This is a genomic window from Saccharothrix coeruleofusca, assembly GCF_017876325.1.
In the GTDB taxonomy this organism is placed as follows: domain Bacteria; phylum Actinomycetota; class Actinomycetes; order Mycobacteriales; family Pseudonocardiaceae; genus Actinosynnema; species Actinosynnema coeruleofuscum.
The window spans coordinates 857,047-882,337 of the sequence record NZ_JAGINV010000001.1 but is presented as its reverse complement, the minus strand read 5'-3'; the positions used below and the strand labels follow the sequence as shown (position 1 = coordinate 882,337).

Sequence of the window (25,291 nt, the reverse complement as noted above, 5' to 3'; positions counted from 1 at the left end):
TTCCTCCTCCAAGCCGCCGAATGGCTCCATTGTGCCGGGTGCGGCCGGTCACAACCGAACCGGCCGGTGGTAGGGGCGGATCAGCGGCCGAGGTCGGCCAGCAGCAGGCCGCTGCGCGGCTTGGGGGTGAAGTAGGTGCTCTTGCGGGGCATCCGGCCGCCCTCGGCGTGCACGGCCAGCACGTCGGCCAGCGGCACGGGGGCGATGAGCAGCACCGCGTCGGCATCGGGCTGGTCCTCGTCGGTGACCGGGCGGACCTGTCGGCTCTCCGGGTCCAGTCCCAGCGCCCGCTCCAGCAGCACGCGCTCGACGGCCACGTGGTCGGCGCCCCGGCCCGGCAGCTCCACCTGCAGCGCCGCGCCGCCCGCCCTGGCGATCACGACGCCGCGCGACGGGCGGTGCGCGGCGTCGACCTCGGTCACCCGCAGGCCCACCGCGCGCCATGCGCGGGCGAGGTCGGGCAGTGCCAGCCCGGTTCCGGTCAGCGCCCGGTGGATCGGGCCGACGCGCAGCGCCGGTCCGGCGGTGACCAGGGCGAGCAGGCCGTCCAGCCCGGCCGCGGCGGCCGCGGCGACGCGGTGGTTGCCGTCGGCGACCATCAGCGGGTGCGCGCCCGCCGCGGCCAGCAGGGCGTCCTGCCTGGCTCCGGGACCGACCAGCCACAGCCGGTGCCTGCGCCCGCCGCTGTCGACCACGCTCGCCGCGGGCTCGTCGTCGATCTCCGCGACCAGTTCGGTCAGCTCGACCCGCTCGGCCACCGGCACCAGCATGGCGGCGCTGGTCGCGCAGCCCAGGTCGGAGAGCACGCGCGCCCGTTCGGCGACCACCTCGGGGTAGACCTCCTCGGTGTGCCCGACGGCTGTCGGGTCCACCACGCACAGCAGCCCGTGCGCGGTGCCGTCCGGTCCGTCCACGCGGTAGGGCGCGACCACGTCGGTGACCCGGCGGTAGGCGGTGTGGCGCAGCACCGCCAGTTCGTCGCGGGCGTGGGGCAGGGCGTCCACCAGGCTCAACCCGCGCGCCAGCGCCTGCGGGGTGCGGTGCGGGTGCTGCACGGCGAGCAGGGTGCGCGTCCGCGCGCGGGCCAGTGCCGCGATCACCCGCTCCGGTTCGGCGAACTCGTCGACGTCCGGTCCGGGCACTTGGTCCCGAACCACCCAACCTACGCGAACCGGACGCACGAGTTCCACCACGGAAGCTACGATCGCACGCATGAACGTCGAGGTAACGCCCTTGCCAGGGATAGGAACCCGTCAGGACTTCATGATCCGCGCGGGGCGGCGGCTGGGAGTGATCACCTACCGCGACGGCCGTTTCGAGCTGATCGTGTCCAAGGAGGGGGACGCGGACGCCTGCTCGGCGTCCATCCCGCTCTCCCCCGCCGAGGCGGGCACGCTGGCGGGCCTGCTGGGCGCGCCGCAGCTGGTGGCCCACCTGGAGGAGCAGAACCGCGACGTGGCGGGCGTCACCACCCGCCAGTTCCCGATCGTGCCCGGCTCGCACTACGACGGCCGCACGCTGGGCGAGACCGAGCTGCGGACCCGCACCGGCGCGTCGATCGTGGCCGTGCTCCGGGCGGGCACGGTGCACCCGTCGCCGCGGCCGGACTTCGTGTTCGCGGGCGGTGACCTGGTCGTCGTGGTGGGTACCGCCGACGGTCTGCGGGAGAGCGCCGATCTCCTGGGTGGTGGCTGACCCCTTTGCACACAACAGCGATCGCACTGGTCCAACTGGGGGCGGTCTTCTTCGGCCTGGGCTTGCTCGGCAAGCTGGCGTGGCGCATCGGCGTCTCCCCCATCCCGCTCTACCTCATCGGGGGCCTGGCCTTCGGGCACGGCGGCCTGATCCCGCTGGCGGGCATCGAGGAGTTCGCGCACCTCGCCAGCGAGATCGGCGTCATCCTGCTGCTGCTCCTGCTCGGCCTGGAGTACTCCGCGGCCGAGCTGATGACCGGCCTGAAGCGGTCCTGGACCGCCGGGCTGGTCGACATCGTGCTCAACGCCACCCCCGGCGCCGTGGTGGCGCTGATGCTGGGCTGGGGCCCGGTCGGGGCGCTGGCCATGGCGGGGGTCACCTACATCTCCTCCTCGGGGATCATCGCCAAGGTCCTGGGCGACCTGGGCAGGCTCGGCAACCGGGAGACCCCGGTGGTGCTGTCCGTGCTGGTCTTCGAGGACCTGGCGATGGCGGTGTACCTGCCGATCCTGACCGCGCTGCTGGCGGGCGTGAGCTTCCTGGGCGGGCTGAGCGCGGTGGGCATCTCGCTGGCCGCGATCACCGTCGTGCTGGTCGTGGCCCTGCGGTTCGGCCGCTACGTCTCGGCGGTGGTGGACAGCCCGGACCCCGAGGTGTTCCTGCTCAAGGTGCTCGGCTCGGCGCTGCTGGTGGCGGGCGTGGCCTCGCAGCTGCAGGTCTCCGCGGCGGTGGGCGCGTTCCTGCTGGGCATCGCGATCTCCGGGTCCACCGCAGAGAACGCCACCCGGATGCTGGAGCCGCTGCGCGACCTGTTCGCGGCGATGTTCTTCGTGGTGTTCGGCCTGAACACCGATCCGGCGTCGATCCCGCCGGTGCTGGTGCCCGCGGTGGCGCTGGCGGTGGTGACCACGGCGACGAAGGTGGCCACCGGGTGGTGGGCCGCGCGGCGGCAGGGCGTGGGCCGGATGGGGCGCGCCCGCGCGGGCGCGGCGCTGGTGGCGCGGGGCGAGTTCTCCATCGTCATCGCCAGCCTCACCGTGGCCTCCGGCGCGGTCGACGGCAGGCTGGCGGCGCTGGCCACGGCGTACGTGCTGCTGATGGCGGTGCTGGGTCCGGTCGCGGCGCGGGTGGTCGAGCCCCTGGCCACCATGTTCACCCGAAAGCGTGGTAGCGAGGTCGCGGCGGTCTGATCGGGGTATCTGGCTCCCTTCAGGGACCTCAGTCTTGGCAAGCGGACCGCGTCCCGGCGGCGCGGTCCGCGTCACCACTGACTGCCGCCACACCCCGAAGGGGTCGTCATGTCGCAACCAACGGGCGCCGAGACCACCGGCCGCTACCTCGTCCTGATGGACGACAACTCCACCGCCGCGGGCGCTCGCGAGCTGAACCGGGTCGCCGGGATCAACGCGGCCAGCACGGCCGACTCCGCCACCAGCGAGGAGCTGGCCGCCGCCGACGGCGTCATCTTCCAGGACCTGGGCATCGCCGTGGTCGACGCGGTGCCCGAGCAGGTCAGCCTGCTGGCCCGCGCCGCCGAGGCTCCCGGCCCGATCGCGGTGGTCGAGCCGGAGCGGGTCGTGCGGGCCTACGCGGTGACCGCCGAGCAGGCCGCCGCGGCGGTCGACGAGAGCGTGTTCACCTGGGGCCTGCAGGCGGTGGGCGCGAACCTGAGCACCGCCACCGGCAAGGGCGTGCGGGTCGCCGTGCTGGACACCGGCTTCACCCCGGCGCACGGCGACTACGCGGGCCGCACCGTGCTGACCAACTCGTTCGTCGCGGGCGAGTCGGTCGACGACGCGCACGGGCACGGCACGCACTGCGTGGGCAGCGCGTGCGGACCGCGCAAGCCCTCCCTCGGCGGGCCCGGCTACGGCGTGGCCCACGAGGCCGACATCTACGCGGGCAAGGTGCTCAGCAACGCGGGCACCGGCACGGACGGCGGCATCCTGGCGGGTATCGCGTGGGCGGTGGCCAACAACTGCGCGGTGATCTCCATGTCGCTGGGCGCGGCCGTGCGGCCGGGCACCCCGTACTCGCAGATCTTCGAGCAGGCCGCCGAGCGCGCGCTGGCCAGGGGCACCCTCATCATCGCCGCCTCGGGCAACGAGAGCGCCCGCCCCGGCGTCGTCGCGCCGGTCGGGCACCCGGCCAACTGCCCGTCGATCCTGTCCGTGGGCGCCATCGACGTGCACCGCGCGATCGCCGAGTTCTCCTGCGGCACGGTGGACACCGTCGGCCAGGTGGACCTGGTCGGCCCCGGTGTCGACGTGCACTCCTCGTGGAACAAGGACCCGTGGCACCGCAGGCTGCGCGGCACCAGCATGGCCACCCCGCACGTCGCGGGGGTGGCGGCGCTGATCTCCCAGAAGTACAACGCGCGCGGCTGGGAGCTGTGGGCGCGGCTGATGCAGTCCGGTCGTCGCCTGGGGCTGCCCTCCACCGATGTGGGTGCGGGTCTGGTGCAGGCTCCCTGACGCGGGGGCGGGCGTCCCGCCACCGGTTCTCGATCGCGCTACCCCTACGCTGTGCGGGGCGTTCGACCCATTTTCGAACAAGTGTTCTAAGATCACGCCGGGTCGAGCCGGACGCGCAGAGAGGAAACGAGAACGTGCAGGCGGACACGCTCGTGGAACAGGAAGACAAGGTGGGCGCCGAGGCGTCCGCCGCACCCGTGCGGCAGGCTCCCGAGGCGGGGGCCGCGGCCGAGGTCGCGGACAAGGCCGCCGAGGCGCCCGCGGCGACTCCCGCCCCGGCCCCCGCACCGGTCGCCGCACCGGTCGCCGAGGAGCCCAAGCCCGCGAAGCGGGTGAAGAGCACGGCGAAGAAGACCCGCACGGTCGAGCTGACGCTCACCGTCACCGGCACCGCCGACGGCGAGTGGCAGGCCGACCTGGTGCACGGCACCAAGCGGGTCGTCTCGGGCCTGAGCATCTCGGCGGCCGCCGTGTCGCGCGCGGCCAAGGAGCTGCACGACGACATCGCCGGGGGCATCGACGAGGTCATCGAGACCGCCCGCGCCCAGCACCGCACCCGCATGGAGGAGCTGGAGGCCGAGCTGGCCAAGGTCAAGCAGGCGCTGGCCGAGCTCAGCGACTGACCAGCGGTCCTCGTTCCACAGCGGCGAGGCAGGCCCACGGCCTGCCTCGCCGCTTCCGCGCAACAGCCGCCCCGGTCACGCGAGCCCGAACAGCCCCGGCGCCAGCCTGGCGACCACCGCGCGAGGCCGCGCCGGAGGCGCGGCAATTCAGCACAGCTCAGCCCTTGGGGTCGAGGACCAGCTTGCCGGTGGTGCGGCGCGACCGCAGGTCCTCGTGCGCCCGGCGCACCTCGGACAGGCCGTACTCGCCGCCGGGCACCGCGCGCAGCTCGCCCGCCAGCACCAGGTCGAACAGCTCCGCCATGGCGCGGTGCACGACCCGACCAGGCAGCCGGAACGCGTGCGGCAGCCACATCCCCACGACGGCGGTGGAGTGCGACAGCAGTTTGGCGGGCTCCACCGGGGTGGGCTTCTCCCGGCTGGCCATGCCGTAGAAGGCGAGCCTGCCGAACGGGGCCAGCGCCGCGATGCTCTGGTCGGTCACCGCGCCGCCGGTCATGTCCAGGACCACGTCCACCTTGCGGCCGCCGTTGGCTTCGCGCAGCGCCGCTGTCATGTCCTCGGTGGTGGAGTCGATCGCGATGTCCGCGCCCAGCTCCAAGGCCAGCGCGCGCTTGTCGGCGGAGCTGGCGGTGGCGATGACCCGCCCGGCGCCCCACTTCTTGGCCAGCTGCACGGCCAGTGATCCGACACCGCCCGCGGCGGCGTGCACGACGACGCTGTCGCCCGGTTCCAAGTGGACGCTCCGGCGCAGCAGCAGCCACGCCGTGGAGCCCTGCACGACCATGCTCAGCGCGGTGAGGTCGTCCACGCCCTCGGGCACGTCGAAGGCGGTGGCCTCGGGGACCACGGCCTTCTCGGCGTAGCCGCCGGAGGAGGTCAGCCCGACCACGCGGCGCCCTTCGGGGGTGCGGCCGACGACTTCGCCGCCGGGCACCAGCGGCAGTTCCATCTTCGCCAGGTAGGAGTTCTCGGCCTGGTGTGTATCGGCGTAGTTCAGGCCCGCGCGGCTGACCTCCACCAGCAGTTCGCCCGGACCGGGCACCGGGTCGGGCAGTTCGACCTCGGTGAGGACCTCGGGCCCGCCGAACTCGGTGATCTGGATGGCGCGCACGGGTCTCACGCCTCCTGGTCTGTGGTGAGCCGGTCGCTCCGCACGGCTACGCGCTCGCCGTCGGCGGTGCGCGGGCCGGGCGGGGTGCCGAAGGCGAACGGCTCGCTGGGGCGTCCTGATTGGACGAACCAGCACTCGCCGCCCTTGCCGCGGCGCAGCACGGCGAGGAAGGCGTCCACCACCTCGCGCACGTCCATGACGGGCATCCCCGCCGCTTGGATGGTGTCCTTGAAGCCGGTGATGATGGCGGTTTCGGCGAAGGACGGGCAGACCGCGTTGACGGTGACGCCGTCCGCGGAGAGCACCGGGCCCAGCGCGCGCACGAGTCCGACGACGGCGGCCTTGTTGGCGCCGTAGACCGGGTCCAGCGGCATCGCCACCAGACCGGCCATGCTGGCGGTGGCGATGATGTGCCCGCCGCCGCGCTTCTTCAGGGCGGGCAGTGCGGCGTTCACGCCGTAGACGACGCCGTCGAGGTTGACGCCCATGACGGTGCGGTAGCGCTCGGGGTCGAAGTCCTCGCCCAGGCCGAAGCCCGTGGCGATGCCCGCGTTGAGCACCGCGATGTCCAGTCCGCCGAACTGCCGCTCGGCCAAGCCGACGGCGGCCTGGTTGCTCTCGGGGTCGCGGACGTCGCAGTGGGTGAACACCCCGTCCACCTCGTCGGCGACCGCTTTGCCGCGCTCCTGGTCGACATCGGCCACGACCACGCGCGCACCCAGTTCGGCCAGTGCCCGCGCGACGCCCGCGCCGATGCCGTTCGCCCCGCCGGTGATCAGCGCGACCTTGCCGTCGAATTCCAAGACCCCTCCTCGTCGATTACATTCCGACCAGTCGGTATGGTCCTGGCGGGACGACTCTGGCGTCAAGCCTAGTCGGGCCGGTACGTTTCTAAGCGCTTGCTTAGCCTGTGGACCGAGGAGGACAGACGTGGCCGAGACCGACGCTCGGGTGGCGATCGTGACCGGTGCCGCGCGCGGCATCGGCGCCGCCGTCGCCACGCGGCTGGCGCAGGACGGCTTCGCCGTGGCGCTGCTCGACCTCACCGAGGACAGCTGCGCCGAGGCGGTGGAGAAGATCACCGCCGCGGGCGGTCGGGCCGTGGCCGTCGGGGTGGACGTCAGCGACAGCGCCTCGGTCGAGTCGGCCGTGCAGCGCGTGGCCGACGAACTGGGCCCGCCGGTCGTGCTGGTCAACAACGCGGGCATCCTGCGCGACAACCTGCTGTTCAAGATGACCGACGACGACTGGGACGCGGTCATGAACGTGCACCTGCGGGGCTCGTTCCTGATGAGCCGGGCGGTGCAGAGGTTCCAGACCAAGGCGGGCTGGGGGCGCATCGTCAACCTGTCCAGCACCTCGGCGCTGGGCAACCGCGGTCAGGCCAACTACTCGGCGGCCAAGGCGGGGCTGCAGGGCTTCACCAAGACGCTGGCCATCGAGCTGGGCAAGTTCGGCATCACGGTCAACGCCATCGCGCCGGGCTTCATCGCCACCGACATGACCGCGGCCACCGCGGCGCGGATCGGCGTGGACTTCGAGGACTTCAAGAAGGGCGCGGCGGCGACCATCCCGGTGGGCCGGGTCGGCGTGCCCGAGGACATCGCGCACACCGCCTCGTTCCTGGTCAGCGACGGGGCCGGGTTCGTGTCCGGACAGGTGGTCTACGTGGCGGGCGGGCCGAAGGACTGATGGCGTTGCGGACTTTCGCGAACCTCGACGAGTTCGCCGCCGCCAAGGGGACGCACCTGGGGTACGGCGAGTGGCACGAGGTCACCCAGGAGGAGATCAACCTCTTCGCCGACGCCACGGGCGACCACCAGTGGATCCACGTGGACCTGGAGAAGGCCGCGAAGGGCCCGTTCGGGGCCCCGGTCGCGCACGGTTACCTGACGCTGTCGCTGATCCCGCTGCTGGTGCGCGACATCTACCAGGTCCAAGGGTTGTCGATGGGGGTGAACTACGGGCTGAACAAGGTCCGGTTCCCCAACCCCGTGGTGGTGGGCTCCCGCGTGCGGGCAGGGGCGGAACTGGTGGAGGTCACCGACCTGCCGCCGGGCAAGCAGGCGGTGGTCAAGGTGACCGTGGAGATCGAGGGCGCGGCCAAGCCGGGCTGCGTGGCCGAGACCGTGGTGCTGCTGGTGCCCCGACAGGCGTCCGGGAGTTAGCCTGCGGGTGTGCTGAGCATCGGTGAGCTGGCCGGGCTGGCGGGCACCACGGTGCGCGCCGTCCGGCACTACCACGCCGAGGGTCTGCTGGAGGAGCCCGAGCGCGACCAGTGGGGCCACCGCCGCTACAGCGCCGCCGACCTGGTGCGGCTGCTGCGCATCCGACGGCTGCGGGAGCTGGGCCTGCCGCTGGACCGCATTCCGCAGGCGCTGACCGGCGACCTGCCCGGTCTGCTCGACGCCTTCGACGCCGAACTCGCGGCGCAGCAGGAGGAGATCGCCGAGCGCAGGCGCCGGATCGCCGAGCTCAAGCAGTCCACTTCGGACCTGGTGGTGCCGCAGGCCGTCGAGGAGGCGCACCGCCGGTTCGCCGAGGCGGGCGTGCGCGAGGCCCTGCTGGCCGGGGAGCGCCAGGCCGTGCTGATGATGCTCGCCCTGGCCCCGGAAGCGCTGGGGGAACTGGAGCGCCTGTGCCGCCGGGTGCTCGACGACCCGGACGCGTTCCAGGTGTGGCTGGAGGCCGTGCTCGCCTTCCAGGACCTCGACGCCCGAGCGGACCAGGCCGACGTGGACGCGCTGGCCGACCGGTTCGCCGCCATGCTGCCCAGGCCCGCGGCCACCGGCACGGGCACCGGCGCGGGCACCGGCGCGGGCACGGCCGCCGACAAGCTGCTCGCCGACCTGCTGCGCTCCTACACCACCGCGCAGCAGCGGGTGATGGCCGCCATCGGCGAACGGCTTGCCCTGACGTAGCGTCAGGCCTCCACCCTGCCCGCATGGAACGAAGGATGTGGGCAGCGCTGCGGGCCGGGATCACCGGGAAGCGGGACGTGCCGCCCGGAACCACCGCCGTGCCCTACGACGACGACCGCGCGGTGCTGCTGTGCATGGTGGTGCTGTCCATCGTGGAGATCATCGCGGTCGACGTGCTCCTGCCCTGGCTCGCCGCCCGCGTCGTGCTCCTGGTGCTCGGCCTCTACGGCCTGGTGTGGATCACCGCCCTCTACCTCTCCCTGAGCACCCACCCGCACCTGGTCGGGCCGCGGGAGCTGCGGCTGCGCCACGGGTTCCTCAAGGACACCGCCGTCGCGCTGGCGGAGGTGGCGGCCGTGCGGCGGGAGGTCGACAGCAACGACGGCGCGGCGCTGCGGATCGGACCCGCCACCTCGAACGTCGTGGTCGAGCTGACCGACGGGCGGCGCGTCCGGTTCCACGCCAACAACCCGGACGCCGCCGTTCAGGCCGTGCGCAAAGAGCTGAGCAACAGGTCCGCGTAGTGCCGCCCGATCTGCTTGGCCGACAGCGCCCCCTCGGCGCTGTACCACTGCCCGAGGTGGTGCACCGAGCCGAAGAAGTAGTGCGTCACCAGGTCGGCGGGCACGTCGGCGCGGAACACGCCGGTGGCCTGCCCCTCCTCCACCAGCGAGCGGAACCGCTCGTGGTAGCGCCTGCGCTCGGCCCGCACCTCGCGCTGCTTGGCCTCGGGCAGGTGATCCGCGGCGTTGAAGTACACCCTGGCCTGGTCGAAGTTCTCCACGCTGGTCACCACCACGTCCAGCGCCGCGGCGTGCAGGCGCTCGGCGACCGGGGCACCGCCCTGGGCGAACCGCTCCAGCCGCTCGGTCTGCATCCGCAGCAGGCTGCCGTAGATCTCCAGCAGCAGGTCGTCCTTGGAGCCGAAGTAGTGGTACATGGCGCCCTTGGTGACGCCCGCCAGGTCCACGACCTCCTGCACCGCGACCCGGTCGTAGCCCTTGGCGGCGAACAACCGCGTCGCGGCCTCGACCAGCCGCTCCGGAACCGATGCCATGCCACCAGGATCGCAGATCGGGCAGGCGCTCACTGGAACACCGCGATCGGCCGGATCACCAGCTCCCCGTCGCGCGCCTTCCACGACTGCACCTTGCCCAGGCACCGGGCGTTGAACACGCCGTCGGGCACCACGTCGTCGCGCAGCCCGGCGCTCTGGCACTCCACCCGCACCTGCGGGCCCTCCTCCGGGTCGTCCGGGTCGCCGAACGGCGCCAGCAGCACCGTGGTGCCGCTGCCCTCCTCCGCCACCCGGAACACGCCCCGCACCGACACGTAGGTGTCGATCCGCCTCAGCCGGGCGGTCCTGGCGCTCTCCTCGCCCAGCGCCCGCACCAGCGCGGGCGTGCCGCGGACCGTGCGGTCGCGCAGGTCGACGTGCACCACGCCGTCGCCGGACTCCAGCGCGTCGAGCAGCAGGCCGACCACGGCGATCGGCTCGTAGTTCTCGATGTAGGTCTTGACCACCTCGCGGCCGGACGCGCGGGCCCCCTCCAGGCCCATGTCCAGCCCCTTGAGGGCGATCTTGCCGTCCTTGGTGACGCCGACGCGGTCGACGACCTCCTTGGCCATCGCGTCGCCGTACCCGCCGACCTGGTACAGATCCATGACGGCCTTCTCGTCGAGGTAGAGGGTCAGCCCCGGCACCTCGGCCCTCGGCGCGTAGCGGTGCCGGGCGCGCCAGGCCAGCACGAGCACCACCGCGGCGACGACCAGCGCCAGCGCGGTGGTCAGCCACACCGCCGCCCAGGGCCACCACACCGACCACCACAGGCCCCTATCGACAGCCACGGATCTCCTTCACCGCTTCCAGCAGCGACCCGGTCGCCGCGTCCACCACGCGCCCACCGGTCGCCTTGGCCACCCGGTCCAGCTCGACCGGGTCGGCCTCGCCGAACCGGATCGCGTAGGTGCGCGCGGGCGGGTCGGGCAGGGCGCGCAGGAACTCCTCAGCGCTGATGCCCGCGTTGTTCTCGCCGTCGGTCATCAGCACCACCGCGCCGCCCTCGGCCAGCCGGTGGCCGCGGTCCAGGGCGGACCAGATCGCGGTGCCGTCGACCAGGTCGTCGGCGGCCAGCACGTCGCGCAGCGCGTCCAGGTCGGCCTGGCCCCGCACGGTGACCGTGTGCTCCTGGAGCACCCGCCCGGCGAAGCGGACCACGGTGATGGTCTCCCCCACGGCGAACCGGTCGAACCCTCCCCCGCCGCCGAGCGTGGCGAACGCCTCCCGCAGTCCGGCGATGCGCGCGCCCGCCATGGAGGTGGAGTAGTCCAGCACGAACACCACCCGCCCGCGTTCGCCTGCCGCCGCGCGGTCGTAGGCGGCCAACAGGGTGTCCAGGACCTCCTGTCGGTCGGGGAAGTAGAGCGCGTTGCCGATCGGCTCGCTCAGCCGCGGCGGGCGCGGCAGGTCCGGTTCGACCGGCCTGCGCCCGCGTTCCATCAGCAGCCGCTGTCCCCGCTCGCCGCGCAGCCAGTCCACCACCCGGTCGTAGGCATCGCGCCGCTCGGGCTTGAGCAGCATCAGCGGGTAGTCCGACAAGACGATCCCGTCACGTGGGTAAGCGATTTCCAGGGGCTCGCGCAGTTTGCCGGAGTCGTTGAGGGACAACAGGACCGACTCGTAGCCGATGAGCGCGTCCACGTCGTCCTGGGTGCGCACGTACTCGTCGGCGGCGGCCGTGGACGTGGGCGCGCTGAAAGCCCGGCCGGTGAGGAACCCTCCCAGCTTGTCGCACGTGACGTCCTGGGGCCGCAGCGCCGATCCGGTGGCCGCTGCCGCGGTCGCCACTCCGACGAGCGCGTCCAGCCCGCTGGCGGCCCGGTGCGGGTCGGCCATGCCGAACCGCAGCTCGCCCGCCGCCGCCCGGTCAGCCACCTCGGCCCACGTGCCGCCGCGCACCCGGTCCGCCACGCCCTTCTTGACACCGATCACCAGCGGGGAGGCCATCGTGCTGGTGGACAGCGGCGGCCGGGCGCCCCTGAGCTTGAGGTAGCGGTCCGACGACAGCCAGGCCAGGTCGTGCCCGGCACCGCCGGAGGCCAGCGCGGCGGTGGCTTCCAGCGTGTTGCGGTGCTCCAGCACCAGTTCGACACCGGTGTCGCGACGCAGCCGCTCCAGCACCGGCCCCAGGTCCGCCAGTTCGGGGGAGGCCAGCACGGTCAGCCTGGCCGGTGGGGGCGCTTCCGCCGAGCAGCTCGCCGCCAGCAGCGCCGCCAGCAGGACCGCCGCCAGGCGCTTCACGGGCAGTCCCCGACTCGTTCGATCATCTTCTCCAGCAGCGGCAGGGAGGGCAGGAACGTCTCCGTGTCGCCGACACCGGTGCTCGGCACGTCGATGCCCAGTGCTTTCAGGAACCCCGTCAGCTGGCCCTGGGACAGCGAACCGTCCGGCTCGAAGACGCGGAAACCCAGCTCCAACGCGCGTTTGCGCAGTCCGGGGTGGTTGGTGATCATCTCACCGAGCCGGTCGCCCGCCGGGGTCAGCGCGATCAGCTCGGGCACGGTCTGCACCTGCGCCTCGGGGTAGAGCAGGACGCGGTTGCGGTCGATCTCGCCGGTCTGCTGCTTGAGCCGGATCTGGTGGGCCAGGTACTGGTGCTCGTAGATCACCGCGACCGGCGCGAGCCCCTTGCCCTCGGGGGCGAGGTACTGCTTGGACATGTCGTCACCGGGCAGGCCCTGGCTGGTCAGCAGCGGCTTGATCCGGTCGGCCAGCGCCAGCGCGGACTCCTCGTCCTGCGGGATCTGGTTGCCGTTCTCCACGAACGCGATCAACCCCAGGTAGGTGGCCGCCGAGTTGGCCGAGCAGATGTCCGAGGTCTGCGCCAGCACCCTGTTGCCGTTGTTCAACCCGTGCGAGAGCTCGTTCCAGGTCTGGCCTTCCTTGATGTGCTCGACCAGCGAGGTCATCGGCAGGTTGTAGTAGAGCGACTTGTCCGGCTCGCCCTGCTCCACGGCTTGCAGCGCTTCGGCGTAGTCGCGGTAGGTCGCCAGCACGATCGGGCTGAAGAACGGCTTGTGCACCTTGGCGTACTTCGACTCCCGCTGCCGCTGGTTGCGGATCAGCAGGGCGGCGGGCTGCCCCGACGGGAACACGAAGTCGTAGCTGTCGATGTCGTTGGTGGCGATCGACCGCGACCCGGCCCTGGTGATGTGCACCTGCACCCCTTGGGCCATCAGGAGGCGGCGCACCACGTCGTCGGTGAAGAACTCCGACTTCGAGGCGAGCTTGCCGGTGATCACCAGCACCTGCTTGAACGGCAGCGCGACGGTGCCGCTGACGAACAGCGCGATCGCGCCGACCAGTGCCACCGCCGCGCTGATGCCGAACGGCAGCAGGTAGCGCTTGCGCCGCAGCACCGGTCTCGGCGGCGCGAGAACGGTCAGAGCTGGTTCCTCGAACGTGCGACTCGCGGCCACGAACTCCCCCGTGCGACGGCGACGCCCCCTTGCACAGGGTAGATCGATCGCCCCGCACAGCGGGTTACAGCTCGGTCACCCGCCCAGCGTGACGCCGCCGTCGACCACGAAGGTCGCGCCGGTGACGTACCCGCCCGCCGGGGAGGCCAGGAAGACCACCGCGGCGGCCAGCTCCTCGGGGTCGCCCACGCGCCCCATCGGCATCCGGGAGATGTGCGACTCCAGGTAGCCGTCGGGGTACTGGTCGGTCATCTCGGAGGCGAAGTAGCCCGGCGCGATCGCGTTGACCCGGATGCCCTTGCGACCGGTCCACTGCTGGGCCAGGTCGCGGGTCAGCCCCAGCAGGCCCGCCTTGGACGCCGAGTAGGCCGCCTGCGGCAGGCCGCCGGAGACCAGGCCCAGGACGCTGGAGACGTTGATGATGGACCCGCCGCCGGTCATCACCGCGGCGGCGGCCTGGGCCATCCAGTACGCGCCGTGGAGGTTGACGTCGAGCACGCCGCGGAACTGCTCGGGCGTCTCCTTGCTCGCGGGCACGGCCGAGGCCACGCCCGCGTTGTTGACCAGCACGCCGACCTGGCCGAACTCGGCCGCGGCCTGAGCGATTCCGCGGCAGTCCTCGGGCCGCGCCACATCGGCCCGCACGACCAGCGCGCGCCTGCCCGCCTCCCGCACCAGCTCGGCGGTGCCCTCCAGCCGCTCGACCCGGCGCGCCGCCAGCACCACGTCGGCGCCCGCCTCGGCCAGGCCCTTGGCGAAGGCCACGCCCAAACCGGAGGAGGCGCCGGTGACGATGGCCACCCGGCCGTCCAGGCGGAACTTGTCCAGGATCGACATCAGTTGAACCTCTCGCGGGAAGAGACGACTACAGGCCCAGGTCGCGGCCGATGAGTTCCTTCATGATCTCGTTGGAGCCCGCCCAGATCCGGGTCACGCGGGCGTCCATCCACGCGCGCGCCACGCGGTACTCGGTCATGTAGCCGTAGCCGCCGTGCAGCTGCACGCAGGCGTCGATGACCTCGTTCTGCACGTCGGCGCTCCAGTACTTGGCCTTGGCGGCGTCCACCGCGCTCAGCTCGCCCCTGGTGTGCGCCAGGGTGCACTGGTCCACGAACGCCTGCGTCACGTCGACCTTGGTGACCAGCTCGGCGAGCACGAACTTGTTGTGCTGGAAGGACCCGATCGCCTGGCCGAACGCCTTGCGCTCCTTGGCGTAGGCGATGGTCTCGACCAGGATCTGCTTGGCGTGCGCCAGGTTGGAGATCGCGCCGCCCAGCCGCTCCTGCGGCAGCCGCTCCATCATGTGCACGAAGCCGCGGTCGACCTCGCCGATGACGTTGTCGGCGGGCAGCCGGACGTTGTCGAAGAACAGCTCGGCGGTGTCGGACTCGGGCTGGCCCACCTTGTCCAGCTTGCGACCGCGCTCGAAGCCCTTCATGCCGGTCTCGACGGCGAACAGGGTGATGCCCTTGGCGGGCTTGGCGTCCGGGTTGGTGCGGGCCGCCACGACGACCATGTCCGCGGAGTAGCCGTTGGTGATGAAGGTCTTGGAGCCGTTGAGGACCCAGTCCGAGCCGTCGCGCACGGCGGTGCTGCGCAGCGCCGCCAGGTCGGAACCGCCGGAGGGCTCGGTCATGCCGATGCCGGTGGTCAGCTCGCCGGAGCAGAACCGGGGCAGCCAGCGCTGCTTCTGCTCCTCGGTGCACAGGTCGACCAGGTAGGGGGCGACCACGTCGGCGTGGATGCCGAGGCAGGAGGCCACGCCCGCGCTGAACCCCGCCAACTCCTCCCCCAGCACCGCGTTGAACCGGTAGTCCCCCGCGTCGCTGCCGCCGTACTCCTCGGGCACCCCCAGGCCGAGCAGGCCTTGCCTGCCCGCCTCCAGCCACACCTCGCGGTCGATGAACCGCTGGGCCACGAACTTCTCGTAGTGCGGCCGGACCGCCCGGTCGACGAACTCGCGCGCCGACTCCCGGAACGCTTCGTGGTCGGCGTCGAACAGCGTGCGGCGCACTGGGCCCTCCTCGGACATACTAAGCGGTTGCTTAGACCTAAGCGTGTGCTTAGCGTGCAGTACGCTCTCCCGCACTGTCAAGGAGGCCCCATGACGAGCACCCGAGGCGAGTTCGACCTGCTTGAACAGACCTGGAGCGAGGTCACCCCGGACGCGGCCAGGCGGATGCTGGTCGCCGCGGCGCGGGCGTTCGCGGAGAAGGGCTACCACGCCACCACCACGCGGGACATCGCCGCGCAGGCCGGGATGAGCCCGGCCGCGGTCTACATCCACTACCGCTCCAAGGAAGAACTGCTCTTCCAGATCAGCCGGATCGGCCACACCACGTCACTGGAAGTGCTGACGTCGGTGCCCGAGGCCGATCCCGTGCGGCGGATGACCGCCGCGGTGGCGGCGTTCGCGGGGTGGCACGCGAAGCACCACACCACCGCGCGCGTGGTGCAGTACGAGTTGAACGCGCTGACCCCGGAGCACCGGACCGAGGTGGTGCGGCTGCGGCGGCGGATCGAGGCCGTGGTGCGGGAGATGGTCGAGGCGGGTGTCGAGGCGGGCGAGTTCAAGGTGCCCGACGTGGACGGCGCCACGCTGGCGGTGTTGTCGCTGTGCATCGACGTGGCCCGCTGGTACCGCCCAGGCGGCCCGCGCACCCCGGTCGAGGTGGGCGAGCTGTACGCCGACCTGGTGCTCCGGATGCTGACCTGACCTCCTGCCCGCCCACCCTCCGCGAGCCGAACCCCCGAATACAACACTCAGGACACACACGCCCGCCCCCGGTGTCACCCGATCATTGGCGTGTCGGGCGTTTCGTCCCCGCGAGTCGCGCGTTCCGACACCACGAACCGAGCGTTCACGCACCCCAACCCGCACTTCCGCGCCTTGGCCCGCGCTTCCGCGCACTTCGGGCAGTACTTACCGGCCCCCGCCAGCCCCTCGGGTAGTACTTGCCGACGCACCAGAGGCGCGCGGAGCGTGCGCAGCGGGGTGCCCGCGAGCCCGCCATCCTTGGCGAGCTGCCGCGCGGCGAGCGCACCTTCCGCACCCCAACGCTCGGTTCGCGGTGCCTGAGCTCGACTCGCGACCTGGACGTAGAACTCAGGGGTTCTGGGGGTTCGACTCGCGGGGAGGAAGGGGTTACTCGCCCTCGAAGAAGTCGCCGATCTCGTCGAGGGCCTCGCCCAGGACCATCCCGCCGAACAGGCCCGCCGCCGCGCCCGCGACCACGCCGCCCGCACCGGGGCCGTGACCGTGCCCCCGACCGTGGAAGCCGGGCGCGGAGCGCCGCCCGGCGACTTGGTCCATCCACTGGTGGACCAGTCCCGCCCAGTCGGTGCGCAGCGCGTCGTCGTGGGTCATGGCGAAGTGGCCGAAGCTGTCGCCGCCCTGGCGGAACAGCCCGCCGCGGCGGTCGGCCTCCAGCACCACGTACAGGTGGTGCGGGTCGGTGACGAAGGTCAGCTCGACCTGGCTGATCTTGCCCAGGAAGTGCTGCGGCGGCAGGAACTCGATCTCCTGGTAGAACGGCAGCCGCTGCGGCACGCCGTGGATGCGGCCCCGCTCGTTGTCCGCGCGGGTGAACCGGAAGCCCAGCGCGCCGAAGGCGTTGAGCACGTGCTCCTGCGAGCGGACCGGGTGCACCGAGATCGGGTCCAGGTCACCGGGGTCGACCGCGCCGCGCACCTCCAGCTCGGTGCGCAGGCCCATGGTCATGCCGTGCAAGGGCTGGCCGTGCACCACCGTCAGCGGCGTCTCGAACGGCACCGGGAACCGGAACGGCAGCGCCAGGTTCTGCCCCGGCCCGACTTGGACGCCCTGGCCGACCACGGCGCGCTCGAACTCGACGGTGCGGTTGTGCTCGTCGTCCCCGCTCTCCACCTCCACCCTGGTGACCAGGGACAGCTTGACCAGGTCGATGGCGGCCGGGTGGTCGCCGCCCGCGATGCGCACCTCGCCGGTCAGCACCTCGCCGGGGCGCACGGCGGGGTTGGCCAGCACGGTGTCCACCGACGGCCCACCGACTCCGAACGCGCGCAGGAACCTCTTGAACACCACGGTGGCCCTCCCGGACGGCTTGTGCGGGCAGTGTCCCCCTTCGACGTCCCTCCGGGTAGGTCGGTTGCCCCTGGACGAAGACCTAGCTGAGCCACCGGCATGAGACGGTGGTCACATACCGAGCAGTCGCTCGGCTGGTTTGGTGGTCACCCTCGCCCGGACACCGTGAAGGAGAGCTCCACGGCGGCTGAGTGAACAGTCAACCGGGTGACGTGCGGAACGTCGGAGGCGTGCCGTACGTTGCCCGTCCGTGACCACTCTCCTGGGACGCTTCAAGCAGCGGCTGCGCCGGTTCGCGCAGAAGCCCGGCTCGGCCGACCTGACGCCCTACCGCGCGCTGCTCACGCAGGTCAACGCACGCGCCGAGGACATCGGGAAGCTCAGCGACGAGGAGCTGACCGAGGCCGCCGCCGCGCTGCGCGGCAAGGACGAGTTCACCAAGGCCGACCTGGTCGAAATCGTCGCGCTGGGTCGCGAGGCGGCCGACCGGGCGCTGGGCCTGCGGCCGTTCGACGTGCAGGTGCTCGGCGCGCTGGGCCTGCTGGACAAGCACGTGGTGGAGATGGCCACCGGTGAGGGCAAGACCCTCGCCGGGGCCATCGCCGCCGCCGGCTTCGCCATCCAGGGCAAGCGCGTGCACGTGGTCTCGGTCAACGACTACCTGGCCCAGCGCGACGCGGAGTGGATGGGGCCGCTGTACCGGCTGCTGGGCGTGTCGGTGGGCTGGCTCAGCCAGAGCTCCAAGCCCGAGGAGCGGCGCTCCGCCTACCAGGCCGAGATCACCTACGCCTCGGTCAGCGAGATCGGCTTCGACGTGCTGCGCGACCGGCTGGCCACCGACGAGGCCGACCGGATCGTGCCCGAGCCCGCCGTGGCCCTGGTCGACGAGGCCGACTCGGTGCTGGTCGACGAGGCCCGCGTGCCGCTGGTGCTGGCAGGCTCCACCTCCGGGCCCGCGGCCGACCCGAAGCTCGCCGAGCTGGTCAAGCGGCTGCGCCGCGACCTGCACTTCGAGGTCGACGACGAGGAGCGCAACGTCTACCTCACCGGCGCGGGCAGCGAGCTGGTGGAGCGCGAGCTGGGCGGCATCGACCTGTACTCCGACGAGCACGTGTCGACCACCCTGACCAGGGTCAACGTGGCGCTGCACGCCCAGTGGCTGCTGCACCGCGACGTCGACTACATCGTGCGCGACGGCAAGGTGCACCTGATCAACGACACCCGCGGCCGGATCGCCAAGCTCCAGCGCTGGCCGGACGGCCTGCAGGCGGCGGTGGAGGCCAAAGAGGCCGTGCAGACCACCGACGCGGGCGAGGTGCTGGACTCGATCACCGTGCAGGCGCTGCTCAACCGCTACCCCGAGGTCTGCGGCATGACCGGCACCGCGGTGGCCGTGGCCGAGCAGCTGCGCACCTTCTACGCCCTGGAAGTGCTGGTCATCCCCTCGAACGTGGACTGCGTCCGGGAGGACGAACAGCCCCGGCTCTACGCCACGCTGGAGCAGAAGGAAGCCGCGATCGTCACCGAGATCGCCGAGGTGCACAAGACCGGGCGGCCGATCCTGGTCGGCACCCTGGACGTGGCCGAGTCCGAGCGGCTGTCCCGCAAGCTGGCGCAGGCGGGTCTGGAGTGCGTGGTGCTCAACGCCAAGAACGACGCCGAGGAGGCGGCGATCATCGCCGACGCGGGCTCGTTCGGGCGCATCACCGTGTCCACCCAGATGGCGGGCCGCGGCACCGACATCCGGCTGGGCGGCCACGACTCGACCGACCGCGAGCGCATCGCCGAGCTGGGCGGCCTCTACGTCATCGGCACCGGGCGGCACGCCAGCAGCAGGCTGGACGACCAGCTGCGCGGCCGCGCGGGCCGCCAGGGCGACCCCGGTGGCTCGGTGTTCTTCTCCAGCCTCCAGGACGACCTGTTCGCCCAGTACGTGCCCGACTACGACGAGGCCATCGAGGTGGCCGAGGACGGCCGGGTGACCGACAGCGGCGCCCTGCACACCATGGAGCACGCGCAGCGCGTGGCCGAAGGCGTGCACCTGGAGATCCATCGCAACACCTGGCGGTACAACAAGCTCATCGAGCACCAGCGGTTGCTGCTGCTCCAGCACCGCGACCAGCTGCTGACCACCGAGCTGGCGTGGGAGGAGCTGTCCAAGCGGCGGCCCGAGCGGGCCGAGGAGCTGGCCGACATCGACCACGAGGTGCTGGTGAAGGCGGCGCGGCTGATCGCCCTGCACCACCTGGACCAGCGGTGGAGCGACCACCTGACGTTCCTGACCGACCTGCGGGAGGGCATCCACCTGCGGGCGCTGGCGCGGCAGAACCCGCTGGACGAGTTCCACCGCGAGGCCATCCCGGCATACCAGCGGATCGTGCCGGACTCCTGGGACGAGGCGGAGCAGACCTTCGCCAAGGTGGTCATCGACGCCGACGGCGCGCACCTGGAGGACGCGGGCGTGCAGCGGCCCAACACCACGTGGACCTACCTGATCAACGACAACCCGTTCTCCTCCGGTCTGGAGGAGACCTTCAAGGGCCTGGTGAAGCTGGTCCGCCGCCGCTGAGCGGCGCTGGAGCGGCGTTGGAGCGGCGTTGGAGCGGCGTTGGAGCGATGCCGCAGCGGCGCCGAGGCGGTCGGGCGCGGCCCCCATCCCGCTGGGGGCCGCTTCCCTAGTTGCCCGCGACGAGCCTGCTGTCCAGGGTTTTCTCCACCGGGCGCGGTCCCTGATCCGGGACCGCGGTCCTGGTTTTCTTCTTGTGCGCCGCACTCCGCTCGGCCACGCGACGTTGCGCGACCGCTCGTTCCACCGCCCACTCGGTCAGCGCCCGGATCTCCGCGAGGATGTCCAGGTGCTCCTGGGACGGCGGGGGGCCGACCAGGTTCGATCGGTTGTGGGCGGTGCGCTCGGCCCGCTGGGCCAAGCTCTGGATGCGGCGGATGAGGTCCAATTGCTGGTCGGAGGGCGGCGAGCGCCGTTGCTCAGTCACCCCGGAAGCGAACACCTCACGGCAGGTGAACGTAAATCACCTGGCAGTGCGATATTCACTGCGTCATCTCAGCTACCCCTATTGTCATCCGGAAAAACGCCACAATCGGGCGACTACAGGTTGCCGAGGTACGCTGGATACCACGCGGCGCAAGCGTTCACGCCGAGCGCACAGGCGGTTGTCGTGCCGCATTGCGCAGTAGCGGTATCAAGCCCCACCCGTTTCTCCGGCCCATTCCGGTGAGGGTTCGGATTTCCGCAAGCGGTGACCCCTCGCTATCGCAGTAGACCGAATGAGGGAAGCCTGTCACGGTGTCCGCCACACTCGTCATCGCTTCCGCGCCACAGCACCGACATAGCCGCCCACCACATGAGCCGGACGCGGCCAGGTGTGAGCACTCATCGCGGACAGGGCGCGACCGAATCGTCAGCACGTGGTGTCCGGGATGAGCCCGGCCTGGTGGGCCACCACCGCCGCCTGGACCCGGTTGCGCACCCCCAGTCGCTTGATGACCGTGCTGACGTAGATCTTCACGGTGCCCTCGGCCACGTGCAGGTAGGCGGCGATCTCGGCGTTGGACAGTCCCGCGCCGAGCAGGCCGAGCACCTCGCGCTCCCGGTCGGTCAACCCCGCCACGCGATCGTTCTCACGCAGCCTGGGACCGGTTCCCGACAGGTGGTCGACCACCCGCTTGGCCACCAGCGGCGACAGGTAGGCCGCCCCCGTCGCGACCGCGCGGACGCCGGCGATGATCTCGTGCGGGTCGCCGGTCTTGAGCACGAACCCGGACGCGCCCGCGCCCAGCGCACGGGCGATGTTCGCGTCGTCGGCGAAGGTGGTCAGCAGCATCACGGCGGTGCCGGTGTCCCGCCGCCGCAGTTCCGCCGCCGCTTCCAGCCCCGTCAACACGGGCATCCTGATGTCCAGCACGGCCACCTGCGGGCGGTGGGCCAGTACCAGGTCGACCGCCGTGCGGCCGTCCTCGGCCTCGGCCACCACCTCGACGTCCCCCGCCGCGGCCAGCACCGCGCGCACGCCCACGCGCACCACCGGCTCGTCATCGGCCAGCACCACCCTGATCACGCCGCCATCCTCGCCTCCCTCAGCCGCCTCGCCGCAGCAGGGTCTTGTCCACCAGCACGCCGTCTCGGAAGCACAGCCGGTACAGGTCGCGGCCACGCTCGTCGAACGGGTTGGCACGGGTGCTGTAGTAGCGGCACACCGCATCGACGGGCGTGACGTCGTCGGGGTCGTCCACCCGCGCACGCCAGGGCAGGGGGATCTCCGCTTCCGGCTGGCCGATCCGCAGCCGCTCGAACTCCGCCTCGGGCAGCATCGAGGTCGCCGCGTCGAACACGATGTAGCCGATCGCGGCCAGCCCGGCCGCCGCGCTCACCCCGAGTGTCGCCAGGAACATCCGGCGGACGCCCGTGCGGACCTGCTCCTCGGCCAGCTCCCGCCGGACGCGGGTCGGCGCGGCCGAGGTGATCGGCTGGGGCGGCAGCACCGCGGTCACCTCGAAACCGCCGTCGGGCAGCGGTTCGGCGGTGAAGGTGCCGCCCACCAGGGCGACCCGCTCGGCGAGGCCGATCAACCCGTAGCCGCTCCCCGGCGGTGAAGCGCGCGTCTGGGCCTCCCCGTTGCGCACCCGCACGGTCGTCCCGCTGAGCTGCACGACGACCGCCGAACCCGGCGCGTGCTTGACCGCGTTGGTGATGCCCTCGGCGACCACCCGGTGCACCGTGCGGGCGATGACCGGGTCGAGCGCGCCGCTCCGGCCGACCAGCTCCACGGCGACCCCGGACTCCCTGGCCCGCGCCACCAGCCGCTCCACCGACCCGGTCTCGTCCGGCTCGGTGCGCAGCAGCCGCACCGCGTCGGCGAGCCGTTCCGCCGCGGCCGTCACGGCCTGGCGGGCCGCCGACGCGGTGGCCCTGTGCTGCTCGGACAGCGCCGGGTCGACCTCCAGCGCCCCGACGCCGAGCGCGGCCCTGGCCAACTCGTGACCGATCAGATCGTGCAGCTCGGCGGCCAGGCGGGTGCGCTCCCGCGCCCTGCCCCGCTCGACGTCGCGCTCCAGCCGCTCGGCCTGCTCCCAGCCCAGCCGCAGCAGCTCGGCGTGCCGCAACCGGTACCGGCCGACGGTCCACGGCACCACCGCGAGCGCGGCGACGACCGCCGTGGCCAGCAGGGCGGTGTCCAGCCCGCCGAGCGCCAGGCAGAGCGCGAACACCGTGGACACCACCGCGACCAGCACCAGCGGGCCGCGATCTCCGGTGCTGTGGCGGCCCGCCAGGTAGGCCACCACCGGCAGCCCGGCCGCGGGGGCGAAGGAGGCCTCCGCACTCGAAGCCAGCACCCCCAGCACGAACCCGAGCAGCCACTGCGCGCACCCCAGGCCGAGGGCCGGGATCGGCCGGGTCTTCACCAGGGTCAGGGCCACGCCGATCACCACGAGGTGGAGCGCGGTCTCCCACACCGCCAAGTGGCGCTCCACGGTCGCCAGCAGCAGGGGAATGCCCGCGAGCACCCAGAGCGACGGCCGCAGGTCCCAGCTCACCGGCGAGCCTTCGCCAGTGGCAGGAACCGGATCATCGGCAGCAGCACGGCGGCCACCACCGCGCCCAGCGTCAACCCCGCCAGCACGTCGTGCGGGTAGTGCACGCCCACGAACACCCGCGACGCCGCCGCGCCCAGCGCCGCGGGCACCAGGAACCAGGCCCAGTTGCGCTGGCACCACCACAGCGCCAGCGCCGACGCGCCGGCGATGGTCGAGTGGTTGCTGGGGAAGGACCAGTCGCCCAGCTCGGGGCACTCCGCGAGCACGGTCAGCGCCCGGCACGGCCGGTCCTGCTGCCACACCGCCTTGACCCCCTCACTGAGCAGGTAGGCCACCACCACCGCGCCCGGAGCGAGCAGCGCCTGCGCGCGTTCCAGCGGCGACCCGCGCCACCCGCGCCACACCACGACACCGAACAACAGCCCGAACAGGACGATCACGCCTTCTGTGGCGATCTCGGCGAACACCTGCACGGGGTGCGGTGTGGCCAGGGCGAGACCGATGACGAAGCGGTACAGGTGAGCGCTGAGGAGGGGAACTTCCGACATGGGCCCGACCGTACGGAATGGATCATGGACGTACACCTGCCGGGTGCCCAGTGTTCACCCTGCCGACCGGCAGGTGTGCCGCCCTGCCGATCGGCAGGGCGGCACCGACGCGGTCCCGCCCCGCTGAGGACCGGCCCGTCAGACGGCGGGAAGCCCTGCCGGCAAGCGCCGGAGATGTTGATCACAAGTCGGCGATCCCGTCACGCGCGTGCGGTGGCCGGTGCTGGAAGGACGGCGGAAGAATGGCGGCACCACCTTCCGCAGCAGGGAGAACAGGGCGTGCTCCGGGCTGTTCAAGATCATGTGAACAACCCGCACGAGTGACGCTGATCATGCGCGTTTAGCCAACGCACAGCGTGCGGAGCAGGATTTCGTGAATACCGGGCGAAGGTGCGGGGTAGTCCGCAGTACGCTGCCTTGGTCCGATCGGGGGACCAAACCGACTACGGGAGTTACCAAGTGTCACTCACGCCGATCTACGACGACCTGATGCGCGAGTTCGAGGACATCGTCGGAGTCGCGCCGGCCGTCGAGGGGGACGCGGCACCGACCCCCGACGAGCAGCCCGCCGAAGCGCAGGGCTAATTCCACCTCGTGGGCGGACTCCACCGATGCGTCAGCGCGGTCGAGAGGACCCGGACGCGCGATGAGCCGAAGAGGGGGTGGCGCGGCACCGCCCCACCCCCTCCGTCCGCGCGATCAGGCTTTCCACGCCGCCCGTCGGCCGCACCGCCGCGCGGCGACGACCGCCGCTACTTCGGCTGCTGGAGCAGGTCCGCGGGAACCGGCTCGTCCTTCTCCAGCGCGCCGAACAGGCGCAGCGCGTTCTCCCGGTTCCACTGCACGACCGAGCCCGCACCGGGCACCGTGGGCGTGCCGCCGACCGGGACCGTCGCGGTGTCCACGCCGCCGCCCATGCCGAACGCCATCCCGGCCAGGTTGTGCAGGTGGTCGTCGTCGTCCACCGAGATGGAGTCGGTGGCGGCGAACAGCAGCGGGAACGCGCGGAACGGGTTGGCCAGCACGCTCGCGCTGGTGGCCCGGTCCGACAGCGCGGCGAGGAACTTGCGCTGGTTCTGCACGCGTTGCAGGTCCGCGGTGGCGAACGCGCGGGAGCGCACGAACCCGAGCGCCTGCGCGCCGTCCAGCTCCTGGCAGCCCGGCTGCAGGTCCAGTCCCGCCAGCGGGTCCTTCATCGGCTCCTCGATGCACATCTCCACACCGCCGACCGCGTCGACGATGCCCGCGAACCCGCCGAAGCCGATCTCCATGTAGTGGTCGACGCGCAGGCCCGTGGCGCCCTCGACGGTCTGCACCAGCAGCGGCGCGCCGCCGATCGCGAACGCCGCGTTGATCTTGTTCTTGCCGTTGCCGGGGATGTCGACGTAGGAGTCGCGCGGAACGCTCACGAGCGTGGAGTTCCCCGAGCCCTCGGGGATGTGCAGCACCATGATGGTGTCCGTGCGACGACCGCCCGCGTCCCCTGTGGACAGCGCGGCCTTCTGCTCCTCGCTGAGGTCGTCGCGGGCGTCCGAGCCGACCAGCAGCCAGTTCGTGCCCGGCGTGTCGGCCGGGCGGCCCTCGTAGTCGGGCAGGGCGTCGATGCGGCGCAGCGACGAGTCCACGTACACCCACAACCCGATCCCGGCGGCCAGCAGCACCACCAGCACCAGCAGGACGATCCGGCCCACCCTGGGCTTGCGGCGCTGCGGCGCCGGGCGGTACCCGGCGTTCTGCTGGTACCCGTGGTGGTATCCAGCGCTCATGCGCGACCCCGATCCGTGTCAGTGACTTGCTCGCACTGGAGTAGACGCGGTGCGA

Annotated in this window: 26 protein-coding genes; 11 read left to right on the top strand and 15 right to left on the bottom strand. The window is 72.0% G+C overall.

Features of this window, described 5'->3' with window-relative positions; translation table 11 throughout:
• Nucleotides 1-80 precede the first annotated feature (80 nt).
• Complete coding sequence (locus JOF41_RS04325) at nucleotides 81-1,193, bottom strand: DUF1015 family protein (protein ID WP_209616275.1); 1,113 nt, start codon at nucleotides 1,191-1,193, stop codon at nucleotides 81-83.
• Between the two features lie 19 nt (nucleotides 1,194-1,212).
• Between JOF41_RS04325 and JOF41_RS04320 the strand changes: the two genes are divergently transcribed.
• The 4 genes from JOF41_RS04320 to JOF41_RS38110 all read left to right on the top strand — a co-directional run bounded on the left by JOF41_RS04320 (nucleotide 1,213) and on the right by JOF41_RS38110 (nucleotide 4,792).
• On the top strand, nucleotides 1,213-1,695 hold the full coding sequence (locus JOF41_RS04320; RefSeq protein WP_189226001.1) for a cation:proton antiporter regulatory subunit: 483 nt from the start codon (nucleotides 1,213-1,215) through the stop codon (nucleotides 1,693-1,695).
• Between the two features lie 5 nt (nucleotides 1,696-1,700).
• Nucleotides 1,701-2,885, top strand: coding sequence for a cation:proton antiporter (locus JOF41_RS04315; protein ID WP_189226002.1), 1,185 nt, complete (start codon nucleotides 1,701-1,703; stop codon nucleotides 2,883-2,885).
• A gap of 108 nt (nucleotides 2,886-2,993) precedes the next feature.
• Complete coding sequence (locus tag JOF41_RS04310) at nucleotides 2,994-4,169, top strand: S8 family serine peptidase (RefSeq protein ID WP_189226003.1); 1,176 nt, start codon at nucleotides 2,994-2,996, stop codon at nucleotides 4,167-4,169.
• 152 nt (nucleotides 4,170-4,321) lie between these two features.
• A complete protein-coding gene (locus JOF41_RS38110) occupies nucleotides 4,322-4,792 on the top strand; it encodes a DUF6319 family protein (RefSeq protein WP_209616272.1) in 471 nt (156 codons plus the stop codon).
• A 157-nt stretch (nucleotides 4,793-4,949) separates the two neighbouring features.
• On the opposite strand, the gene JOF41_RS04300 is transcribed toward JOF41_RS38110, so the two are convergent.
• Together JOF41_RS04300 and JOF41_RS04295 are read right to left on the bottom strand one after the other, a co-directional pair.
• On the bottom strand, nucleotides 4,950-5,906 hold the full coding sequence (locus tag JOF41_RS04300) for a quinone oxidoreductase family protein (RefSeq protein WP_209624016.1): 957 nt from the start codon (nucleotides 5,904-5,906) through the stop codon (nucleotides 4,950-4,952).
• 5 nt (nucleotides 5,907-5,911) lie between these two features.
• On the bottom strand, nucleotides 5,912-6,709 hold the full coding sequence (locus JOF41_RS04295; RefSeq protein WP_209616270.1) for an SDR family NAD(P)-dependent oxidoreductase: 798 nt from the start codon (nucleotides 6,707-6,709) through the stop codon (nucleotides 5,912-5,914).
• 127 nt (nucleotides 6,710-6,836) lie between these two features.
• On the opposite strand from JOF41_RS04295, the gene fabG reads away from it, so the two are divergent.
• From fabG to JOF41_RS04275, 4 genes are read left to right on the top strand one after another with little or no spacing between them, the layout of a single operon-like run.
• Complete coding sequence (gene fabG / locus JOF41_RS04290; RefSeq protein ID WP_189226006.1) at nucleotides 6,837-7,598, top strand: 3-oxoacyl-ACP reductase FabG; 762 nt, start codon at nucleotides 6,837-6,839, stop codon at nucleotides 7,596-7,598.
• Nucleotides 7,598-8,074, top strand: coding sequence for a MaoC family dehydratase (locus JOF41_RS04285; RefSeq protein ID WP_372448469.1), 477 nt, complete (start codon nucleotides 7,598-7,600; stop codon nucleotides 8,072-8,074). The genes fabG and JOF41_RS04285 overlap by 1 nt, the downstream gene beginning before the upstream one ends.
• A gap of 9 nt (nucleotides 8,075-8,083) precedes the next feature.
• Nucleotides 8,084-8,827, top strand: a complete 744-nt coding sequence (locus JOF41_RS04280) for a MerR family transcriptional regulator (protein WP_209616267.1) — start codon at nucleotides 8,084-8,086, stop codon at nucleotides 8,825-8,827.
• A gap of 23 nt (nucleotides 8,828-8,850) precedes the next feature.
• Nucleotides 8,851-9,351: a hypothetical protein gene (locus JOF41_RS04275; protein WP_189226008.1), complete on the top strand. Its 501-nt coding sequence runs from the start codon at nucleotides 8,851-8,853 to the stop codon at nucleotides 9,349-9,351.
• Here the strand turns inward: JOF41_RS04275 and JOF41_RS04270 are convergent.
• From JOF41_RS04270 to JOF41_RS04245, 6 genes are all read right to left on the bottom strand, one after another.
• Nucleotides 9,312-9,884, bottom strand: a complete 573-nt coding sequence (locus JOF41_RS04270) for a TetR/AcrR family transcriptional regulator (RefSeq protein ID WP_189226009.1) — start codon at nucleotides 9,882-9,884, stop codon at nucleotides 9,312-9,314. The two genes, JOF41_RS04275 and JOF41_RS04270, sit on opposite strands and share 40 nt — an antisense overlap.
• Before the next feature lie 29 nt (nucleotides 9,885-9,913).
• On the bottom strand, nucleotides 9,914-10,675 hold the full coding sequence (locus JOF41_RS04265) for a hypothetical protein (RefSeq protein ID WP_189226010.1): 762 nt from the start codon (nucleotides 10,673-10,675) through the stop codon (nucleotides 9,914-9,916).
• Nucleotides 10,662-12,128: a substrate-binding and vWA domain-containing protein gene (locus JOF41_RS04260; RefSeq protein ID WP_209616264.1), complete on the bottom strand. Its 1,467-nt coding sequence runs from the start codon at nucleotides 12,126-12,128 to the stop codon at nucleotides 10,662-10,664. The genes JOF41_RS04265 and JOF41_RS04260 overlap by 14 nt, the downstream gene beginning before the upstream one ends.
• Complete coding sequence (locus JOF41_RS04255; protein ID WP_307867225.1) at nucleotides 12,125-13,306, bottom strand: hypothetical protein; 1,182 nt, start codon at nucleotides 13,304-13,306, stop codon at nucleotides 12,125-12,127. Before JOF41_RS04255 ends, JOF41_RS04260 begins: the two co-directional genes overlap by 4 nt.
• 75 nt (nucleotides 13,307-13,381) lie before the next feature.
• The gene (locus JOF41_RS04250) at nucleotides 13,382-14,143 is read right to left on the bottom strand and encodes an SDR family NAD(P)-dependent oxidoreductase (protein ID WP_189226012.1); all 762 of its coding nucleotides are present in this window, start codon (nucleotides 14,141-14,143) and stop codon (nucleotides 13,382-13,384) included.
• Nucleotides 14,144-14,171: 28 nt separating this feature from the next.
• Nucleotides 14,172-15,320 carry an acyl-CoA dehydrogenase family protein gene (locus JOF41_RS04245; protein ID WP_189226013.1) on the bottom strand — a complete coding sequence of 383 codons (1,149 nt, stop codon included), beginning with the start codon at nucleotides 15,318-15,320 and terminating at the stop codon, nucleotides 14,172-14,174.
• A 90-nt stretch (nucleotides 15,321-15,410) separates the two neighbouring features.
• Here JOF41_RS04245 and JOF41_RS04240 point away from each other — a divergent pair, with 90 nt between their 5' ends.
• The gene (locus JOF41_RS04240; RefSeq protein WP_189226014.1) at nucleotides 15,411-16,022 is read left to right on the top strand and encodes a TetR/AcrR family transcriptional regulator; all 612 of its coding nucleotides are present in this window, start codon (nucleotides 15,411-15,413) and stop codon (nucleotides 16,020-16,022) included.
• A 429-nt stretch (nucleotides 16,023-16,451) separates the two neighbouring features.
• On the opposite strand, the gene JOF41_RS04235 is transcribed toward JOF41_RS04240, so the two are convergent.
• Complete coding sequence (locus tag JOF41_RS04235) at nucleotides 16,452-17,369, bottom strand: sporulation protein (protein ID WP_189226015.1); 918 nt, start codon at nucleotides 17,367-17,369, stop codon at nucleotides 16,452-16,454.
• Nucleotides 17,370-17,619: 250 nt separating this feature from the next.
• On the opposite strand from JOF41_RS04235, the gene secA2 reads away from it, so the two are divergent.
• The gene (secA2, locus tag JOF41_RS04230; RefSeq protein WP_209616261.1) at nucleotides 17,620-19,938 is read left to right on the top strand and encodes an accessory Sec system translocase SecA2; all 2,319 of its coding nucleotides are present in this window, start codon (nucleotides 17,620-17,622) and stop codon (nucleotides 19,936-19,938) included.
• Nucleotides 19,939-20,044: 106 nt separating this feature from the next.
• On the opposite strand, the gene JOF41_RS04225 is transcribed toward secA2, so the two are convergent.
• From JOF41_RS04225 to JOF41_RS04210, 4 genes are all read right to left on the bottom strand, one after another.
• On the bottom strand, nucleotides 20,045-20,362 hold the full coding sequence (locus JOF41_RS04225) for a hypothetical protein (RefSeq protein WP_189226017.1): 318 nt from the start codon (nucleotides 20,360-20,362) through the stop codon (nucleotides 20,045-20,047).
• A gap of 426 nt (nucleotides 20,363-20,788) precedes the next feature.
• Nucleotides 20,789-21,445 carry a response regulator gene (locus JOF41_RS04220; protein ID WP_189226018.1) on the bottom strand — a complete coding sequence of 219 codons (657 nt, stop codon included), beginning with the start codon at nucleotides 21,443-21,445 and terminating at the stop codon, nucleotides 20,789-20,791.
• A 19-nt stretch (nucleotides 21,446-21,464) separates the two neighbouring features.
• On the bottom strand, nucleotides 21,465-22,922 hold the full coding sequence (locus JOF41_RS36580; protein WP_209616258.1) for a sensor histidine kinase: 1,458 nt from the start codon (nucleotides 22,920-22,922) through the stop codon (nucleotides 21,465-21,467).
• On the bottom strand, nucleotides 22,919-23,470 hold the full coding sequence (locus tag JOF41_RS04210; RefSeq protein WP_189226020.1) for a phosphatase PAP2 family protein: 552 nt from the start codon (nucleotides 23,468-23,470) through the stop codon (nucleotides 22,919-22,921). Before JOF41_RS04210 ends, JOF41_RS36580 begins: the two co-directional genes overlap by 4 nt.
• Nucleotides 23,471-23,929: 459 nt before the next feature.
• On the opposite strand from JOF41_RS04210, the gene JOF41_RS37620 reads away from it, so the two are divergent.
• Nucleotides 23,930-24,055, top strand: a complete 126-nt coding sequence (locus JOF41_RS37620; protein WP_268248850.1) for a hypothetical protein — start codon at nucleotides 23,930-23,932, stop codon at nucleotides 24,053-24,055.
• A gap of 167 nt (nucleotides 24,056-24,222) precedes the next feature.
• Here the strand turns inward: JOF41_RS37620 and JOF41_RS04205 are convergent, their stop codons facing one another.
• Complete coding sequence (locus JOF41_RS04205; RefSeq protein WP_189226021.1) at nucleotides 24,223-25,236, bottom strand: LCP family protein; 1,014 nt, start codon at nucleotides 25,234-25,236, stop codon at nucleotides 24,223-24,225.
• Nucleotides 25,237-25,291 lie beyond the last annotated feature (55 nt).

What these genes read in the sequence shown, in the direction of transcription:
- JOF41_RS04310 (WP_189226003.1), top strand. Translation starts at nt 2,994, where the DNA reads ATGTCGCAACCAACGGGCGCCGAGACCACCGGCCGCTACCTCGTCCTG.
- JOF41_RS04320 (WP_189226001.1), top strand. Translation starts at nt 1,213, where the DNA reads ATGAACGTCGAGGTAACGCCCTTGCCAGGGATAGGAACCCGTCAGGAC.
- JOF41_RS04240 (WP_189226014.1), top strand. Translation starts at nt 15,411, where the DNA reads ATGACGAGCACCCGAGGCGAGTTCGACCTGCTTGAACAGACCTGGAGC.
- JOF41_RS04205 (WP_189226021.1), bottom strand. Translation starts at nt 25,236, where the DNA reads ATGAGCGCTGGATACCACCACGGGTACCAGCAGAACGCCGGGTACCGC.
- JOF41_RS04250 (WP_189226012.1), bottom strand. Translation starts at nt 14,143, where the DNA reads ATGTCGATCCTGGACAAGTTCCGCCTGGACGGCCGGGTGGCCATCGTC.
- JOF41_RS04270 (WP_189226009.1), bottom strand. Translation starts at nt 9,884, where the DNA reads ATGGCATCGGTTCCGGAGCGGCTGGTCGAGGCCGCGACGCGGTTGTTC.
- JOF41_RS04285 (WP_372448469.1), top strand. Translation starts at nt 7,598, where the DNA reads ATGGCGTTGCGGACTTTCGCGAACCTCGACGAGTTCGCCGCCGCCAAG.
- JOF41_RS04210 (WP_189226020.1), bottom strand. Translation starts at nt 23,470, where the DNA reads ATGTCGGAAGTTCCCCTCCTCAGCGCTCACCTGTACCGCTTCGTCATC.
- JOF41_RS04275 (WP_189226008.1), top strand. Translation starts at nt 8,851, where the DNA reads ATGGAACGAAGGATGTGGGCAGCGCTGCGGGCCGGGATCACCGGGAAG.